This window comes from Stenotrophomonas sp. TD3, from assembly GCF_001939825.1.
Lineage (GTDB): Bacteria > Pseudomonadota > Gammaproteobacteria > Xanthomonadales > Xanthomonadaceae > Stenotrophomonas.
In genome coordinates this window covers 493,190-512,203 of the sequence record NZ_MOYM01000003.1, presented here as the reverse complement: position 1 = coordinate 512,203, position 19,014 = coordinate 493,190, and the positions used below count along the sequence as shown (strand labels likewise).

The 19,014-nt window shown below is 68.6% G+C and carries 8 protein-coding genes; 4 read left to right on the top strand and 4 right to left on the bottom strand.

Annotated features, from left to right (window positions below; translation table 11 throughout):
* Window positions 1-8: 8 nt before the first annotated feature.
* On the bottom strand, window positions 9-1,793 hold the full coding sequence (locus tag BKE09_RS21910; protein ID WP_075678063.1) for a MotA/TolQ/ExbB proton channel family protein: 1,785 nt from the start codon (window positions 1,791-1,793) through the stop codon (window positions 9-11).
* Window positions 1,794-1,831: 38 nt separating this feature from the next.
* The gene (locus BKE09_RS21905; RefSeq protein ID WP_075678061.1) at window positions 1,832-3,448 is read right to left on the bottom strand and encodes a ShlB/FhaC/HecB family hemolysin secretion/activation protein; all 1,617 of its coding nucleotides are present in this window, start codon (window positions 3,446-3,448) and stop codon (window positions 1,832-1,834) included.
* A gap of 201 nt (window positions 3,449-3,649) precedes the next feature.
* Between BKE09_RS21905 and BKE09_RS21900 the strand changes: the two genes are divergently transcribed.
* Window positions 3,650-3,985 (top strand): hypothetical protein, encoded by a 336-nt coding sequence (locus BKE09_RS21900; protein WP_075678059.1) that lies wholly within the window; start codon window positions 3,650-3,652, stop codon window positions 3,983-3,985.
* Window positions 3,986-4,115: 130 nt separating this feature from the next.
* Here BKE09_RS21900 and BKE09_RS21895 read toward each other — a convergent pair whose 3' ends face one another.
* A complete protein-coding gene (locus tag BKE09_RS21895; RefSeq protein ID WP_170871780.1) occupies window positions 4,116-4,592 on the bottom strand; it encodes a general secretion pathway protein in 477 nt (158 codons plus the stop codon).
* Window positions 4,593-4,696: 104 nt separating this feature from the next.
* On the opposite strand from BKE09_RS21895, the gene gspH reads away from it, so the two are divergent.
* From gspH to BKE09_RS21880, 3 genes are read left to right on the top strand one after another with little or no spacing between them, the layout of a single operon-like run.
* Window positions 4,697-5,143 carry a type II secretion system minor pseudopilin GspH gene (gspH, locus tag BKE09_RS21890; protein WP_075678343.1) on the top strand — a complete coding sequence of 149 codons (447 nt, stop codon included), beginning with the start codon at window positions 4,697-4,699 and terminating at the stop codon, window positions 5,141-5,143.
* An 8-nt stretch (window positions 5,144-5,151) separates the two neighbouring features.
* Window positions 5,152-5,502, top strand: a complete 351-nt coding sequence (gene gspI, locus BKE09_RS21885) for a type II secretion system minor pseudopilin GspI (protein WP_170871779.1) — start codon at window positions 5,152-5,154, stop codon at window positions 5,500-5,502.
* A complete protein-coding gene (locus tag BKE09_RS21880) occupies window positions 5,499-6,113 on the top strand; it encodes a prepilin-type N-terminal cleavage/methylation domain-containing protein (protein ID WP_075678055.1) in 615 nt (204 codons plus the stop codon). Before gspI ends, BKE09_RS21880 begins: the two co-directional genes overlap by 4 nt.
* Window positions 6,114-6,484: 371 nt before the next feature.
* Here BKE09_RS21880 and BKE09_RS21875 read toward each other — a convergent pair whose 3' ends face one another.
* Window positions 6,485-18,865: a filamentous haemagglutinin family protein gene (locus BKE09_RS21875; RefSeq protein ID WP_075678053.1), complete on the bottom strand. Its 12,381-nt coding sequence runs from the start codon at window positions 18,863-18,865 to the stop codon at window positions 6,485-6,487.
* Window positions 18,866-19,014 lie beyond the last annotated feature (149 nt).

The following is a 19,014-nucleotide window of genomic DNA, read 5'->3' as shown; positions in this document are numbered from 1 at the left end:
CGCGCCCCTCAGCCCTGGACCGCGGCCGGGCCGCGTCCGTCCTGCTCTTCGGCCAGGCGCGCGGCGAACTCGTCGATGAACACCGCCATGTCCGCACCGATCGCTTCGGCACGCGCGCCCAGGTAGTTGTAGCCGAACAGTGCCGGGATCGCGACGCCGAGGCCGGCTGCGGTACACAGCAGCGCCGCGGCCATGCCCGGCGCCACCGAGTTGATGTCCACCGCGCCGGCCATCGCCGCCACCACGAACACCAGCATGATGCCGATCACGGTGCCGAACAGGCCCACGTAGGGTGCGCCTTCGATGGTGGTCGACAGCCAGTTCATGCGCCGCGCCATCGCTTCCTGCTCGCGCACCATCACCGCATCCATCGAGGCGCGGATCGCGGCGATGGTGGCACCACTGAGGTAACCACTGTTGCCATCACGCTGGTGGCGTTGCTGCATTTCATCGATGGCCACCTGGTAGATGCGCCACAACGAGCCATCGTGCATGGCGGTCGGTGCCTTGCCCTGGCGGTCCATGTCGGACAGGGTGCGCAGCGGTACGCCGGACAGCTTGCCGAAACTCTCGGTGAACACCGCATTGGCCTTGCTGGTACGGCCGAAATGGCGGCTCTTGGCAATCATGATCGCCCACGACAGCAGCATCATCAGGCCGAGGATGGCGACCACCACCCAGGCATCGAACGGCATCGCCTTGAGGATGAAGGCGAAGTGGCTCTGCCCGGCGGACTGCTCGTCGGCGCCGTAGCTGATCAGGCGCGAATCGGCGCCCTGAGCGGTGGCATCGGCCAGCAGCAGTGCTGCCGGGCGTGCCACACGCGAGACGCGCAGCTCATCCAGCGCGCCCTCGAAATTGGCCAGCGGCTGCGCCGCGCCCGGCGCATCGGCGCCCACCACCGGCGCGGTGGTCAGCGCGGGCAGCGCACCGCTCAGCTGGGCAACTACGCGCCCATTGAGGTACAGCTGCAGCGCGCCCTTCTCCGCAGTCAGTGCCACGTGCGCCCACTGTCCTTCCGGAATCGGCTGCGCCGGGGTGCTGCGCTGGCCGTTGAGCTGCACGAACGGCACGCGGTTCTCGATGCCCAGCACCAGTTCGGAAGCACCGTCACGACGCGCGTAGATCGCCTGAGCCGCGTTGTTGCCGCCCGGCTTGATCCAGGCCGAAATCGTCAGCGGCGTACCCGCTTCCTGCGCCAGCGACGCGCTGGCCGGCAGCGGCAGCGGGCCCGCACCCAGCTGCACGCCACGACCGATCACCGCGCCCTCGGACGGCGGCACGACGGCACCGGCGTTGTTGCCGTAAGCGGTGGTGTCGCGCGCCGGCGCATTGGCCTCGGCAAAGTGGTAGACCAGCGTGTAATCCGGGTCGAACACCTGCTGGCCGTTGCCGCTGGCCGGTGCCTTCTCATTGCCGTAGTACATCCAGATCGTCTGCGGCGCGGCGGCGCTGACTGCCGGTACGTCCACCCAGACCAGGGCCAGGCCCAGCTTGGGATCGAACTGTTCGATCTGATGGGCCAGCACGGTGCGGCCATCGCCCGAGACGAAACGCAGGTCGTTGCCCGCGTCCTGGGTACCGTCGAAACCGAAGTTGCCGGTATGCAGGCGCAGCAGCAGCGGCGTGCGGCCCGGGTCACCGGCCAGGCCCGCGCCCTGCGGGCCGGCGTCGACGGTGATCGGCTTGCGGTACTTCCATTCGGCCTGCCACCAATTGGCATCGGCCGCAGCAGCAGGCAACGCAACCAGCGCGGCCAGCAGCAGCAACACTCGGGAAAGCAAACGGTCCATGCGAAGGGTCTCCGGAGAACGCATGTTCAAGGGAAGGGTCAGTAACTGGTGCTGATGTTGAAATGCAGGCGCGGGTCGTCCTTGCGCGTGACCGGGCCATCGGCATAGGGCCAGGCGTAGTCCAGGCGCAGCTGCAGGTGCTCGCCCAGGCGCAGCTGCGCGCCCAGGCCGACCGAGGCCAGGTTGTACTTGTCACGCTGTTCGGGCAGTGGCTGGCGCAGGCGCAGGTAGGCCGCATCGGCAAAGCTGTAGACGCGCAGATCAGTGTCGCTCCACAGCGACCACGCCGGGGTGCGCCATTCCAGGCTGGCCAGGCCGCCGTAGTCGCCGATTGCCTCGGCCGACAGGTAGCCGCGCACGGTGTACATGCCGCCGGCGGCGAACTGCTCGGCCGACACCAGCGGCGCATCGGTGACCTGCAGCGAGCCACGCGCATACCACTGCCAGTCATTGCTGAAGGTGTGGGTGTTGGCCACGTCGGCCTTGAAGGCCACGAAGCTCGGGTCGGCCCAATAGCGCTTCTGGCCGAAGGCGGTGGCGTCGCTGCCGTAGCCGAACAGGCGGCGGGTACCGGCCACCAGCTGGGTGTTGATGCTCAGCTGATCCTGCTCGCCCTGGCGCACGCCGACGAAGGCCAGGGTGATCGGCGCGTACTTCAACGGTGTCTTCAGGCTGTCCTTGCCCATCTGCGTGTCTTCCTCGGTGTCCTTGAAATCCACACCAAGGCTGAGCTGGCGCCACCACTGGCTGCTGCCGGCCAGGCGGTAGTTGAGCTTGAGGCCGATCGAATGGCCGTTGCCGATCACATTGGTACCGGTACCGGTACCGACCTGGCCGCCTGCATTCAACACGCGGCTGTCGGACTTGTAGCCGGACGCTTCCAGGCTCCACGGCGTGCCTTCGAACGGCATCGTGTACGAGGCCGAGAACACCTTGGCCTGCTTTGTATCTTCCGGCGCCAGGTACACGCCGATGTTGGCGCTGTGCCCGCGCTTCCACAGGTTGTCGTAGCCCAGCGATGCACTCAGGCGCAGCTTCTCGGTGTCGGCGCTGTGGTCGTTGTTGAGCGCCACGCTGGTGCGCCACGGCGACTTCTCCTCGACCTGCAGGTCCACATCCATCGTGCCCGGCACCTGGCCTTCGCGAACCAGTGGCATCACCTGGCGGCGCCCGCCTTCGTTCAGCGCGGTCAATTCCTTCTGGGCCTGGTCGAAATCAGGCACCTTGCCCTCGGCCAGTGCCGGTACGCGATCGCGGATGCGTTCGGGCGATTCGTGGCGGGTACCGACCACGCGCAGCTGGCCGATCGGCGTCTGCTGCACCTTCAGCAGCACCACGCCACCACTGACCTGCTGCTCGGGAAGCTCGACGTAGACCGACTGGTAGCCGGCCTGCTGGTAGAGCGCATGGACCGCATCGCGCGCCTTCTCGACATCGGCCAGGGTCCTGCCAGGGCCGAGGAACGGTTCCACCGCGCGTTCAATGTCCCGGGGATCGAGCACGGTATTGCCGCGCACGATGTATTCATTGATGTTCACGCTGGGCGCAGGCGCTGCCTCCTGCGCGAACAGCGGCAGCGGCAGCGCTGCCAGGGCCAGCATCAATGGATGCAGGCGCAGCGGAAGGCGGACGGCTCGGCACGGAACAGGATTCATCGAAGGCATCGCGTCGTATCGAAGGGAGTGGCCAGGGAGCGGCGCGTGGGTCTACCAACAGGACGTGTACGTCGCGTCAAAGCCGCCAACAGTTTTGTGACAGCGCTGTCATCTTTTGACAGCGCCGCAACACCCGCAGGCGGACCCTGCCTTCGCCGCACGTCTTCATTGCAGAGCGCCGGTTGTCGCAGGAGATTCGAGATGAGTGAGCCGTTGAAGGCGGGCGTTCGCCCTGCCCTCGCCCTTGCCGTGTTGCTGGCGTTGCCAACGGCCTGGGCCGACGAGGCGAAGAAGCAGGACGATGCCGCGCCGTGCATCGAAGTACAGGTCAACGGCGAGCGCATCCCCGCCTGGGAGTGCCTGCAACGCAAGCTGGCCCCGGTGCCGAAATCGGCGAAGTCACCGGCGCTGCCTGAAGCCGAACGCCTGATGCGGCAGCCCGGCAACCAGCTGATGCAGTACAACCTGGAGGGCACGCGACAGCGCATGGGTGATGCCTTCGGGCGTTCGGTGGTGCCGCAGCGCCCGGCGCGCTGAACCTGCGCAGCTGCAGACCCGCGGCCGCGCCCGGCAGGATTCTGTAGAGTCGAGCCATGCTCGACTGGATTTTGTAGAGTCGAGCCATGCTCGACTGTTCTTCCAGACGCAGCCGGGCGTGGGCTCGGCGCTACGGAGCACCACCCTGCGGAACGGCCGGCACGATGCCATCGCTCGGCACCGGTGGCAGCGCGGGCACCGGCAGGCTGCGCGATTGCCCGGCCTGGTTCAGTTCCACCGCGTTGGCGTTGATGCTGGCCAGCACCGTACACGGCCCCAACCGCTGGCCCGGCGCGTAGGCTTCGGCAGGACGGCCATCCACCGAAAGCAGCGCCAGCGGCGCGTGGTCACCGGCCATCACGCCGAGCACGACCACCTCGGTCTGCACTGCACCGGGCGACAGCAGCCGCACCAGCGGCAGGCTGGCCACCGCATCGAACAGCGGCCGTGCCGGCGCCTCGGCATGCGCTTCGCTGGCCGCCGCCGTAGGCGCCACCGCAGACAGGGTGACGCTCCAATAGGCCACCACGGCCAGCAGCAGCGTTGCCGCCAGCAGGGTCAACATCCGATTCCGATCCCAGCGCCTGCCGTCCATGTTCCGCATCATCGCCACGTTCGTGTCCGCCTACGCTAGCAGGTTCGGCTGACGCTTTTGTTTCATCATGCGGGCCTACGCTGGCACGCATCGGCAAGGGACAGGAGGCGATGTCGATGCGACACATCCCGCGTGGTTTCACCCTGCTGGAACTGATGGTGGTGCTGGTGATCATCGGCATCTGCACGGCGGGCATCGGCCTGGGCCTGGGCAGCCTGCTCGACCCCGCGCGCCAGCTGCGGCAGGAAGGCGAGCGACTGGCGCAGCGCCTGCAGGTGGCGCGCGACGAGGCCCGCATCGATGGCCGTCCCCTGCGCTGGCAGGCCGACGCCGCCGGCTACCGGTTCAGCCGCCGCGAGGGTGCCCGCTGGGTCGATGTGCAACGCGACGACCTGCTGCGCCCACAGCCCTGGCAACCGGCGGGCATCGTGGTGCAGCCGGCCACGCCGATTGAACTGAGCCCGGAGTGGATCGGCGTGGCATGGGAACTGACGTTGTCGTTGCAGGGCCGCCAGCTGCGTCTTCGTGATGATGGCAGCGGACAGTTGCAGGTCGTGCAGTGAAGCGGAACATGCGCGGATTCACCCTGATCGAAGTGCTGATCGCACTGGCGATCGTTTCGATTGCGCTGGCTGCGGTCATGCGCTCGGTCGCGGTGGCCACCGACGATCAGTCACGCCTGCGCGACCGTCGCCTGGCGCTGTTGTGCGCGCAGGACCGCTGGCAGGAGCTGCGCCTGGCCGGGCAGCCACCGCAGGATGCGCGACTGCGCTGCGTGCAGGGGCGCAGCACGTTCCTGGTGCTGCAACATCTCGGCACCGGCAGCGACAGCCAGCCGCAACTGGAACTGAGCGTGGTGGCCGAAGATGCACCGCGGCAGTCGCTGGCCCGGATGCAGCTACCGTGGACGGCGGCGCAATGAAGCGTACGGCAGCAGGTTTCACCCTGTTCGAGGTGATGATCGCGATCACCATCATGGGCGTGCTGGCACTGATCTGCTGGCGTGCGCTGGACAGCGTGGCCAGCAGCGACCAGCGCCTGCGCCGGGCCGATGCCGAGACCACGACGGCACTGCGCGTGCTGCAGCAGTTCCAGCGCGATATCGAAATGCGTGCCGACGACGCGCTGATGAACGGCGCGGTGCGCCCGGCAGATCGTCCGCAGCGACTGCTGCCCCCTTCGCTGGTGAGCGAACGGCATCCGGATGGCAGCTTTGCGCTGGAAATCACCCGCAGCGTAGACAGTGATGGGCTGCGCTGGCAGCGGGTGCGCTGGTGGCGGCAGGGCAACACGCTGTGGCGGGCCAGTGGTGCGGCTACGGACCGCTATCCCCTGCCCGCACCGGATCCGTCGAGAGGCATTGCGGTGGCGCGCGATGTACAACGGTTCGAGGTGCGGGCGTGGCAGCCTGGAACGGGATGGGCCGTGTTGCCGAGCGAAGGCGAGGTATTGCCGGCCACCGGACTTGAACTGCGGTTGGGCCTGCGCGATGGGCGTGGGCCGTTGAGTTACCGGCGGGTGCTGGAGCTTTAGGATTCGTTCGTGGCACCGCATCCACGCACGGCGTGGATCTACTACCGAGCCTGCTCTGGTGATGGCGAGCATCTACCCCCGAGCCTGCCCTGGTGGGTGCCGACCGTTGGTCGGCACTGAGGCCAGCCCCGGCATCCACGCATGGCATGGATCCCCTGCCCTCCTGCCGCCGGGTGCTCTCCTGCACCCGGCGGCGCTGTGTCGGTGGTCCTCACCGCTGATGGCCGCTCCCTGCCCTCCGTGCCGTCCTGGCTGGGGCCGCCACCGTTCCCTGGCGGCTGGCCCGATGCTGTCCGTTCTTCCTGGTCAGTCCCATCCACGCATGGCGTGGATCTACTACTGGCCGCGATCGTGCCGACCAGGGTCGGCACCTACCGGCGCTGCGTGCCGTCGTCGCGGCTGGCCTGCGGGAACTGGAACGCGCTGTCGGCGTCGTAACCGCTGTTGGCGGTGGTGCCACGCGCCGGCGGCGTGATGCTGCTGGTGCCGCTGCCGAAGCCCAGGATCTGCACGCTGATCACCGACGGCTGGTTGCGCCGTGCCTCGTCCTGGCTCTTGCGCATCACATCCTGTGCCGCCTGGCTGGCGCTGTTCGCTGCCGCACTGGCCGAGGCCAGCGCATTGACGTTGACCGATGCCAGCACCGGCAGGCCCTTGCTCTCGCCCTGCACTTGGATGTTGGCCGCATTGAGTACCTGCAGCGCGGCCAGGTTGATGTTGCCCGAGACACGGATGCCCGCTTCGCCCGCATCGATGGTGCCCAGCGGCGCGATCAGGTCGACGTCGCCCGGCGGCACTTCGGCGATGGGGTTCAGGGTCGCGATGCCAGCACCGCTGGCCGGGGCCTGCGGCGACAGGATCACATTGCCCCAGCCGTCATAGACGCGGCGCGGTGGCGTGTACAACAACGTCGTCCGCGAACCACGACCGGCATTGATGTCACCCTGCTCCGACCACGCCAGGATGTCACCACCGAACGTGGTCATCACCCGCGACAGACCCAGCAGCACGCTGTCCTGGCTGAACAGGCGGATATCGCCCTGCCCCTGAGTGACAAGGCCGGCGCTGGCAGGTGGCACCACGCCCTGCACACCGATCACGATCTGCCCACCCGGCGCCATCAGCTCGATGTTGCCGCCCGCCTCGGTGCGCACGCCGGAACCGCCGTACATCACGATATCGCCGGTACGGTCGGTGGTCGCTCCGGTTGCATCCTTGTCCGGCATCAGCGTGGCGATGGCCTCGCGACCGCGCAGGTAGGAGCCGAAGCGTGGCCCTTCTGCATCGGTATACTCACGTCCACCTTCGCGCAGCTCGGCGTAATAGACCTGACGCAGGAAGATGCGCTGCTGCTCCTTCGGCAAGCGATCGAACGCCGCCAGCGCCCCGTCGCCGTCGGCGGCCACGCCGAAGCGTTGCTGCAGCCACTGCTTCAGTTCCTGGTCGTACACCTTGGCTGCCTTGCCCGGCTGCGACGCAAGCGATTGCGCCGGATCGGCAAGGTTGGCAGGGTCCAGGTAGCGGGCACGCAGGGCCGCGAAATCAATCTGCTGGTTGCCGGCCGTCAGCGCGATGCTGGCGCCGGGACGGGTGTCGCCCTGCACGATGCCACCGAGGCTGACGATGCTGCCCGCATCCTCCTGGCGCAGCTGGCGGCCGGCACTGATCTCGACGTTGCCGGGGCCGGCGATGGTCGCATTCAGATGCACGATATCGCGCCCGGCCTCGACCACCGACATGTCGGTGGCCGTGCTGTTGAGCGCGGTCAACGACACCCCCAGCACATCCCGGCCCGCCCGCAGTTGCACCGCGCCGGCGGCCTCGAACCAGTTCAGCTGTGTGCGCTGCCCACTGATACCGTCCAGGCTGCGCCGTGCACCGGTGGCCAGACCAGTGATGTCGCGCTGCACCGCGTAGAAGCGGCTCGGCGCCAGTGCCGCAGACACTGTGGACAGCGGAGTATTCGGACCGAACGCGAACAGCGGAAGCGACGCCTCCGGCGAGGCGGTGTTGCCGTCGACCGACAGGTTGTGCCGCGAGCGGGTCACATTGCCGCCGGAATCCCCCTGCTGGGCCAGGAATGCGGGGTCGAATGGTCCCGGCAGGCGCGCATCCGCGCCGGAGCGCGCGATCTGGGTCGCGCCACGCTGGGCGAAAATGCCGCCACCCGCCAGGACGTCCAGCCGTCCTGTCGCTGAGGGTGCCAGCAGGATCACATCCTGCGTCCCCGGCGTGGCGCTGATCCGGTCCAGCTTGATGTCGCCCTGCGCAGCAATGGCACTGAAGCGCGAAGGATAGAGCCAGTAATTCAGCAGGTCCTCGCCGCCGCCCACTACAAGCGGGACTCGCTCGGGCCACAGATTGCTGCCCGTCACGTTTTCCGGCCCGGCGAGGCCCGGCGCGAGATCGCCACCGGCACTGAACAGATCCACGGCCGTGTTGGCAGTCCACAGGGAGAACCACGTACTGCCTGCAGCGCGCACGCCATCATCCTGCAGCACCGCGCTGTAGTTTGCCAGCGGAACGCGGCCTGCATCGGCAACGCCACCGAGCACCACATCACCCCGCGCCTGCAGCTGCGCGACCGCATCGCCCAGCACCAGCACCGGTCCGCCCATCGCGCGGGCGGCGTCGGGCGCAAACAGGTCTGCCGCGCGCTGCTCACCCAGCGTCGCGTAGTTCTCCTGGGTAACGCCCATTGCACCGATGCGCCCCGCATCGAACTGGAGGCTGCCACGCAGATTGGTGAAGGTACCGTTGAGGTCGAGATTCTGTCCCGCCCTGGAGGGATTGAGGCTGGAGATCGTCGCCTGCAGATTCGGATTCAGTGCGCCACCGATGCGCAACCGCAGGTCGCCGCCTCCGGTCAGGTGCAGCTGGCCATTGCTGACCCGGCCGGTCGATCCTACTGCCGCAATGATCGCACCCGAACGCGGTGCGCTCAGCGAGCCCAGCGCGTCGCCCATTGGATCGCGGACGCCGGCATTGCGCCCGGCCTCAAGCGTCAGGTCGCCGCCGCCCAGGGTGCCGAAGCCGGTGAAGCCGACCATCCGTGGGGAGCTGCCGGCGGCAGCGGAGACGTTGGTATAGGCGCCGAAATTCACCCACCAGCTGGTCGGCACCGGCTCCACGCCAGTGGTGCCGCCGGTACCCTGCCGCCACAGCCAGTTGCCGACCGCGGCACTGGAGTACAGCGCCCAGTCGCGATCACTGCTGCCCGACTCTGCGCGGGCGGTCCAGGCATCGCCGACGATATCGCGACCGGCTTCGACGCGCAGGTTGCCGCCATGATCGGGATACCAGGCCTGGTAGCCGGCCAGCGCGGGGTCATAGCTGCCCGGCACCAGGTTCGGCCCCAGCAGTGCGGTGTTCCAAGGGGCCGCCGCACGGGGCGAATTGAAGGCAGCGTCGCGGCCCTCACCCAGCGCGGTGGGAGTGCCGGCAGTGTAGACACCGAAGCCAGACTTCATCACGACGTCACCAGCGGCGAGCAGCTCCATGTCACCCTTGCCGGTGCGCAGTACGCTCCACGCCGGCGTGCCTGCGCGCTTGCCATAGGTGGTCACTTCGGTCTGCGTGCCACCGCCGGCGCAGTAGGTGGGCGCGGTGCTGCAGAACTCGTCTTCGGTCATGCCGAACATCGCCGCGAAGTCCTTCGCGGAAGTGCCCACGTAGGACTCGTCGCCCCAGAAGTCCAGCGAGCCCTGCGCGGCCACCTGGCGTGGTGCCGGGCCGCAGTAGTCGGCCGACATCGCGCAGAACTCATCTTCGGTGAAGCCGAACATATCGGCCAGCTCCGAGATCGGGCGGCCTGCATAGGAGGTGTCGCCGATCCAGTCCAGCGATGCCTGCTCGGTCAAGGCGCGATCCCCCACCCAGATGATTTCCGTCTTGACCGTGCCGATCGAGCCCTGGTGGGTATCGGCCAGCACCACGCTGCCTTCGCTGCCCCAGCGCCGGCTGCGTGGATCGGCCGCCCCGGCATCAGCACCGGCAACAACGGTCAGGTCCCAGGAGGTGGTGCCCTCGGGCAACATCGGCGCCAGCGCCCAGTTGCGCCCCTGGTTGCCGTCAGCATCGGCCGGCCTCAGATTCACCGGCGCGTGGCCGGGCAGCTCCACCTTGGTCAACGAGGGAATATACGCGCCCACCTTGAGCGCGACTTCGCGTGCCAGTCGCAGCGCAACCGGCAGCACCGCGCCGGCGGGCCACTCCTGTGCCGCCATCTGTACCGCACTGCGCAGGCGGAAGCCGGCTCCCAGCCGCGCACCGGCCTCCAGCATCAGCGGCTCCTGCAGCACGGTGCCGGCCGCCAGCGTTTGCCCGGATTCGGTGGTCACTGCCGCACCCAATACGGTACCCGCAGGCAGGCGCAGGTTCTCCGAGATCACCATCGGCGCGGGCAGCACGGTACCGACCGGAAGCGTTACCGATTCGACCGGCACGTCATAGTTCAGGCGGGTGCCGGCCTGGAACTCGGTGCCGGGCTGCAGCTTCACTCCGTCCACCGGCACCACCAGGCCGCCACCGAAGGGAGTGTGCCCCGCGCTGCCATTGCGACCCTCATATAGCTGCCAGCCGCCTTCATCCGGCGTGGACGGCGGCGGTGCGAACCCATCGTTGATGCTGCCGTAGACGTTGATGTTGCCTTCGGCCCGCAGCACCAGCGAGGCCGATTCGCCGAAGCCACGCCGCGATGGATCGGCACGGTTGGCATCGGGGCCGTAGCGGTAGCCGGACAGATCGATGTCGCCGGCAATGGTCAGATCACCCTCCGGGTTGACGTCGCTGCGCCGCGCCACCACCTGCACGCCGGGACGAAGGCGGACGTCGCCCAGCGCGCGCGTGCGCTGCTGCAGATCCGGGTTGCCCAGCGCACCATCGATCCAGGCCACGCTGTGCGGATCGACCACCTGGTCCAGCCACTGCTGGGTGACCAGCTGCGCGCGGTTGCCGCGCACATCAACGGTGCTGGCCAGAGGCGCATCGTCGTAGCGGCGGACACCATTGAGCTGTATGTCGGCCGCGCCATCGATGCGCAGGCCATTGGCCGCCGCAATGGCCGCGTCGTTGCTGCCCACCCGCGGCACATCGATCTTCAGCGTGCCACGCGCCACGCCATCGTTCTGTCCAGGGCCGTCACCGACGGCAACGTCGCTGCCGGCACGCAGGTCCAGGTGTGCCGCGCCGCCCAGGCCGACGGCGCCTTCGGCGCTGCCCAGGGTAATGGTGGCCCGGTTCGGGCTGCCGATGATCTTGCCATGGCTATCCACGCGCACGCGGGTACCGTGCGCATCCAGCGTGCCGTCCACTTGCAGCTGGTCGCGGGCGTACAGGCGGATGCTGCCAACCTGCTCGCCGCTGGCATCGATGCGGCCTGCCACGGTCAGGCTGCCAGCATCGACACTGATGTCGACCCGGCGCGCCTTCACTTCGTCACCGATCCGCAGATCGCCTTCGCCGATCTGGAAGCTGCGGCCGCCGACGACGCCGCCGGCGGTCAGTCGCTGGTTCAGACCGGCGAAATCCTGCAGCTGGCGTGCCCGCACCACCAGTTCGCCACCGTCGTACGGCACCAGCGTGCCACCGGCGTCGTAGCGGCCACTGGCGGCGCCCTGCAGATCACCGGCCAGATCGGCTCGGCCGGCCATTGCGGTGACCGTCAGGCGCCCGCCGCGGTTGTTGCGGGCGGAAACATCGATGCGGGAGGCAGCATCGGTGCGGATGTCCCCCGTGTCGCTGGACAGCAGGACATCGCCGCCCCAGCTGAACTTGTCCACGTCGTACAGCGAGACCTTGCGCCCGGCCAGATCCAGCGCCGCCCGGCTGCCAAGCGTGATGCCCTCGCGTGCGTTCGCCGACAGCCGTCCTGACGCCAGCGCGATCGTGCTGTCCAGCGCGATCCGGTTGGCGTCGATGCTCAGCTCACTGCCCAGTGCGTCGCCACCCGTCTTGCCGGCGCCACCCTGCAGGCGGAAGTCGCCGCCGCTGCGCACGCGCAGCTGCGCGGCGGGATCGGCGGTCAACAGCGGGGTATCGATGCCGAGGCTGCCTCCGCTGTACTGCCAGCCTTTGTCGGCCAGATAGTCGCCGCGCCGCTGGAACACGTCCAGCGTACCCTGCGCGGAGAACGACAGCCGCTCGGAAGCACTCAGGTTGAGCGCGCTGAAACCGAGGACCTGCCGGTTCGCGGGCACCTCGGAGCTGGGACGGCTGAACGGCGCCCGCCCCAGTTGCAGCTGGCGGGTGACGATGTCCAGTTGACCGGCGCCGAGCCGCCCTGCCATCGGGTCGGCCGGCGGCACCGACGCGTCGCTGCCCGCTGTCTGTGTTGCCGCCAGTGCGCCATCCCAGATCAGCGTATCCACCAGGATGCGCGCACGATCGGTCGCCGCACCATAGCCGTGGATGGCCTGCGCACCGAGCACAAGCGTCTGCAGGCCACTGCGCCCGGTGGCACCGTCGCGCGCGTCCAGGTCGACGCTTCCGAACACGTTGACAGAGTCCCGGGCGACCAGGCTCAGCGTGTCCAGCGCCGGTGCGCCAGTCGCATCATTGCCGCGCAGCAGTTGCTGCAGCACGGACTGGTTCATGGTCATGCCACTGGGCAACGCCCCTGCCGCAGCGGCCTGCGCGATCGCTTCGGCACTGCCGAGGTTCAGCGCCGCCATGCTCAGGCCGAGCTGGCGGGTGCCATAGCTGGCCGAGTCGCGCATCTGCAGCGTGCCATCGGTCGCAACCGCGATGCTGCCATCGGAGACCAGCCGGGTCTGGCCGTTGCACGCATTCTGGCAACCACCAATGTCGATCGCCACCGGGCCGCCCCCCACGTCGGTGGTGCCGGTGATCAGGTTCAGCCGCTGGTTGGATACCGCCAGCAGGCCGCCGGAGACCTGGTAAGGCAGGGTCGCGTTGGCATCCGCATTGGCGGATGCGAACGGCAGTGTATCGAGGGTAGCGCCGGCCTCGACCAGGATGCCGCTGCCACCAGAGGCCGCTGCCACCAGCACTTCCGGTGCATTCAGGGTGACGCCGGAACGGACCGCCACGCTGCGCGCCTGGCCGGTCACCGCCACCTGCGAGGCAACCTGGTTGAACTGCCCGCCGATGATCATCCGCGCCGGCAGGAAGGCATTGAGCGCGTCGTCGCTGAAGGTGGCGCCGCGATCACGCGCCTGCGATTGCGCGCTGCCATCGACGATCTCCAGTGAACCGACCGCCGGGCTGGCCAACGTGGCTGCCAGCGTGCCGCCGCGCCCCTTGTCGGTGGCGGCCGTGAACCGCGCGGTGCCGGCGAAGCGGATGGCAGGTGTTGCTGCACGACCTGCGCCTTCGCCCAGTGCAACGGTCAACCCGAGCGCATCGATGGTCTGCCAGCCACGCGACTCGCCGCGGCGGTCGGCCACCGATTGCGCGAAGCTGTTGTAGGAGGTTTCGTTGTAGCCCGAGTGCCGGCGTACCACTGCGGCGGGAGTCAGCAGGATGTCGGTGACCAACGGCGAGATTGCCGCGCCCAGCGCCGTGCGCTGCTGCCCGGATACGCGCCAGGTGCCGGTGCCGGTCGCAATCGGTTGCACGATGCCCGAGGTGCCGGTGGCGCCCAGCTCCACCCGGAATGCACCGGGCTGCAGCGCATAGCTTGCCGGCATCAGCGTGTAGGTGCCGGCCGCCAAGCCGGGCACGCCAGCCGGCACGGTGATCTGCTGGCCCACCGCCGGTGCTGTGAATCCTTCCTCGCCGCTGGGGGCGAACGCCCCGGCGCGACCCGGTACGATCGCGTACACCAGGTTGCCCAACGCACTGAACTCGTAGCGCGGATTGGCGTCGGCCAATGCCGTTCGCAGCACGTCGACAGAGCCGCCGCGTCCTGACACGAAGGCGGCACCGGTCAACTCACCACCGCCGGACATGTCCAGCAGTGCCCCCGGGGCCACCTCGATCTCGTTGGCCTTCAGTGTCACCCCCATCGAGGAGATGCCGGCCGGCGTCAGCGAACTCAGGCTGCGCGTGCCGACCCGCCAGTCGACACCGTCGACGGTGCCACCATAGGGCAGCGACAAGCCGGCACCGCTGGTGGAGGTAACGCTGCCCGGCAGCAGTTCCACCCGGCTGCCGACGGTTCCGTTCTGGATCAGGCCGCCCAGCTGCAGCGTGCCCATCGGCGCCTGTACGTTGCCGCCCTGCTGCACCGTGGCGGCCACCAGGCGAAGCGTTCCCAGCGCCGACTCCGGCGTCGGCTGCGTAGCCGCACCTGTGCCGTGGATGCGCAGCACCGCGTCCGGATCTGCCCAGTAATCGGCGGTCTGCACGGTCTGCGCCGAAGCGCCGGCCACCAGCGTACCGACCGCGCCTGTGGTGGGGTACAGGCGGGCAGCGGTCACGTCCATCGAACCGGCCGTCATCAACGCGCTGGTGCTGCCACTGCTGGCAATGCCGTTGGTCAGGCGCACGTCACTGCGGCTTTCCAGCGCCACGTGCTCGAAACCCGGCAGCCAGGTGACGTCGCGGATGTCGATCAGCTCGGCCTGCACCGCCAGCGCGTGATCTTCCGGCCCGGCCGAGGCGACCGCGGCGGTGCCCTGCAGGTTCTCGCCCGCCAGCTGGCGCCAGCGCGCCTGCGCCAGGCGGACGTAGGGCGCACTCAGCCGCAACGCCGACGACGGCCCGGCGTCCACGGCCATGCCCAGGCTCGAAGTGCCCTGGCCGTGGATGCGCAGGCTCTGGGCCAGGCGCAGGTCGACATCGCCGACGGCTCGGATGTCACCGAACATGGACAGGTTGTCGAAGCCGCCAGCCTGCAGCTGCTCGACCGACAACGCGGCGTGGCCATACTCCAACGCGACCGGCAGTGGCTGCGCCGGTGCACTGTGCTGGCTGAGGGTGATCGCACGGGCCCGCAGTACCTCCTCGCTGGCGCCACGTGCATGGATGCTGCCGCCAAAGGCCAGCCCAAGCGTGCCGCCGCGTGCGCCGGCACCACCGGCGGCCGCGTCCATCCCGCCGTCCAGGTACAGCGCATTGGCCGAGCGCAGCACGATCTGCCCGCCGTCGCTGTCCACGCGTACACGGCCCTGGCCGTCGATGTCCAGTTCGGCCGACGCACCCCGCGCCTGCAGGCGCGCACCGCGTTCGACCACCACGAAGGCTTCCGGTGGTCGGTTGTCGACGAATGCGGTGGTCTCCCAGTCCAGCGCCCCACCAATCTCGATGCGTCCACCCGCGCGCACCTGCCCGCGCAGACGGCCGCTGGGATCGGGCAGCGAAATGGCGTCTGCATCGGCATCCAGCAGCGCGCCTTCGGCGAAACGCCAGGTGCGTTCGGTGCGCTGCCCAGCGTACAGAGCATTTTCCGGACGCACATCGTCGATCACGATGCGGCCGCCCTTCGCGCGCAGCGTGCCTTCAACATCGATGTTGCCTGCACCCAGCATCGAGATCGTCTGCCCTGGATCGACCGCCACCAGTGCATCCTTGCCGACCCGCAGGTCACCGCCCACGCTGTTGCGGTCCGAACGCAGGCTGATGCCCGCACCCGCGCGCTGGCTGACGCGCCCGCTCGACGGATCGGCGCTGTACAGCGGCGCATCCCACGCCGCCAGTCCGGACGCCCGATCGGTTGCCATCCGCGCGTCCTGGGTCAGGCGCAGGCCTGGCAGGGCAGCGACCAGCCGCGTGCCATCGGCCACCTCCAGGCCCTGGTGGCCGTTGATGTCGTACTGCGCAAAGCCACTACCGAACAGGCCGGGGTCCAGTCGCAACGCGCCCGCCAGCTCCGCACCGCCCACCCGCACCTGGCCACCGGTCCCCAGCGAGAAGGAACCACTGCCCTGTCCTCGACCACTGAACCGGCTCCCCTCGCCCAGTTGCACCCGGCCACTGCCGTCGGTCGTCACCGTGCCGCTGTTCGCCTGCAGGCTGATGCTGCCCCCTTTGCCGATGTGGGCCTTGCCGCGCAGGTCCAACGCGGCACCGGCCTCGACGTCAACCGTTGCCCCGGCGCCCACGGCCACGTCATGACTGTTGCCTAGGCTCAGGCGGCCGCCATCCGTCCAGGCACCGCTCGCGTCGCGCGGAATCGCCAGTGACGCGTTGTTCCATTCACCGGAGAGATCGATCCGCGTGCCGTCGGCAATGGCGGTGCGGGCGCGGCCATCGTGCAGCAGCGCCGTCGGCCGGCCTTGGACATCCAGCAGGTTGCCCGCCAACAGCTGGCCGCCGGCAATGCCGATGTCGCCTGCCAGTTCCACCTCGCTGCCGGTCAGGTTGAGCTGTCCGCCGGCCTGAAGCCGAAGGCTGCCGTCGATGCGGATGCGATCGGCGGTCGCCAGGTCGATCCGTCCCCACTGCTGGGCACTCAGCTCTGCGATATCCAGCCACACCGTGCCACGCCGCTCCTCGTTGACCGGGGCCAGCAGCGACCACGCGGCCTTCGTCCGAGCCTTGTCATCCAGGCGCACGTCCGAGCCGAACACACCGCTGCGGCCCTGGCCGTCGTAGCGCCCCAGGTACAGCTGCGCATTGCGCGCGACCGCCGTCTGCGCCTGCGCATAACCCTCCAGCGCGGTATCCGGCCTGCGGTTCTGCTGCGCGCCCTGGAAGGTGGCCGTCTCAACCTTCCCATCCAGCACCGCGGTCGGTGCGGAGATGATCAGGCGTCCTGCATCGCGGCCGACCGTGTACCCGTTATCGACACGCTGCGCCGCGAATACGATCGGATCACGGAAGGTCTCGGTGATGCCCCAGCGCTCCTGCTTCACTTCATGGCCGCTGTACAGGCCATCGAACAGCATCTCCGCCGGCGCATCATCAAGGCGGTAGACCTGGCCGTCGACGCCGCGCACCCAGCTCTGCCGGATCACGCCGCTCTGCACATCCAGGCTGCCGCCGGCAAGGTTGATGCGTGAACTCCCCTGCGTGACCACTTCCCTGCCGCCCAGCAGGACGGTGCCTCCCTGCGCGGCCCATTCGCCGATCGAGTGCCCCTGGTTGTCGAGGTAGCCACCCACTTCCAGCAGGCCGCCTGCAGCGTACCAGCGCTCACCTTCGTAGCCCCCGGTACCGGCCGGAACGTGGACCAGCCTGCGACGGTCGACCCAGACCTCGCTGCTGGTCAGCTTGCCGCTGTCGCGGTTGTCCAGGGCATCGCGCAGTTCGTTGCCCTGCACCTTGACCTGGACATTGTTGCTCTCCATCGACACCTGTACGCCCACTGCGCCGGACACGTCCAGGCGCGCGGCGTCGTCTACGTAGCTGCGGGCCGCCGCATCGGCGATGATCTGGCCGCCCGTGGCAACCGTCAGCGAATTCGGGCTGAAATGGATGTTGCCACCCGAGACGATCTCTACCCGCGACTGGTCCCGGCGATCATTGTGCTGGGACAGATTGTCGAAGGTTGCCGAGCGAGTGCCAGCGCGGATCGCGTCCTGCTCTGCCGACTCCTTGATGAGGCTGTCGCGCTGCGTATCCAGCACCGTGGTCTTGCCATCGTCCTCGATCAACACCGCCGTGGTGGCGCCATCGGCAAGCGTGACGCTGCCGCCTGCATCACTGGCCGAGGCCAGAAGATGCACGGTGCCGCGCTGTGCAAGCGTGGTACTCGCCACGGCCACACCGGCCTGCTCGACGCTGCGCCCGGCCAGAGTCACGTCACCTTCGAGCGCACGCAGCAGGCCGGTATTGCGCACGCTGCCGGCCATGCTGCCAGCGATAAAGCGCGGCGCGATTTCGTTGCCACGGGTGGTGGAGCTGGTGTTGGTGGCCGTACCCACGCCGCGCCGGATCACGAAACTGTCACCGGCAGCGAGCTGCACCTGGCCCTTGCGCGCCTCGATATGGCCAGCATTCTCCACGCTGTGCCCGGCCAGCAGCACGTAGCCACCGCCGCGCGTGGCACTGGTCGGCTCATGGGTGGCGATGCGGGCGCCCTGCTCCACCATCACCTTGCCAAATGCATCGCTGAGCGCGCTGCTGCTGGCGTCGGGGCTGTACAGGCCGTTGTCGCGGAACTGCGCATCGCTGATCCGCGCTGCAGCCGCCAGCAGATTGCGTACATTGACCTGGCTGTTGTTGCCGAACACCACCCCGTTGCGGTTGGCCACGAATACCGTGCCATTGGCCTTCAGCTGGCCCAGGATCTGGCTGGGCCGCGCCTGCGGATCGTTGACGCGGTTCAGTACTGCCCAGTCGGGGTTCTGCAGGAAGTTCAGCGTGGTGTTGCCGCCGATGTTGAAGGTCTCCCAGTTCAGGATCGCCTTGTCCGCGGTCTGCTCGACCGTGACCTGCACCCGCCCGTCGTTGCCCTGCGACTGGATCGCGTCGCGCGCATTGAGCCAGCCACGGGTCAGCGGGTTCTGGTCGACGCTCAGGCCGTCCTTGCCGAGGCCATCGGCAACGATGAAGCCAGCCTCGCGGCGCGCCTGCCGCGCCTGTTCCTGCAGGCGCTGCTGCAGGGCAATCGCCTGCGCCGCAGTGCCCAGATTGTCGATCGACTGCTGCAGCTTCTGCCGCGCTGCATCCTGCTGCTGGGCCGGCAACTGGAACTGGATCGGCACGCCGTTGGGCATCCTGCCACTCTGTGCCGCGCTGCCCTGGGCCGCGCCCCTTTCGGCGAACCAGCCCGGACTGAACGCCTGCTGCGCCTGGCTGGCCGGGGCCACCATGCTGCCCAGTGCGACCGCGATGGCCCACGCCATCGGATGATTGCGGCGCATCGACGCGGCCGGATGAACAGCAGACGGGAGCGGGTGCGACATCGGGACCTCATCAACCTGGTGGGCCGCGGCTGCGGCGACGATCGGGGAGGCACGCACAACGCATGCCCTGCCACTGATAGACGGTTCACGTGACACGAAGCCGACAGCGAAACGCTGCACTGGCGGCACCGTCGCGGAAATGGCGACGC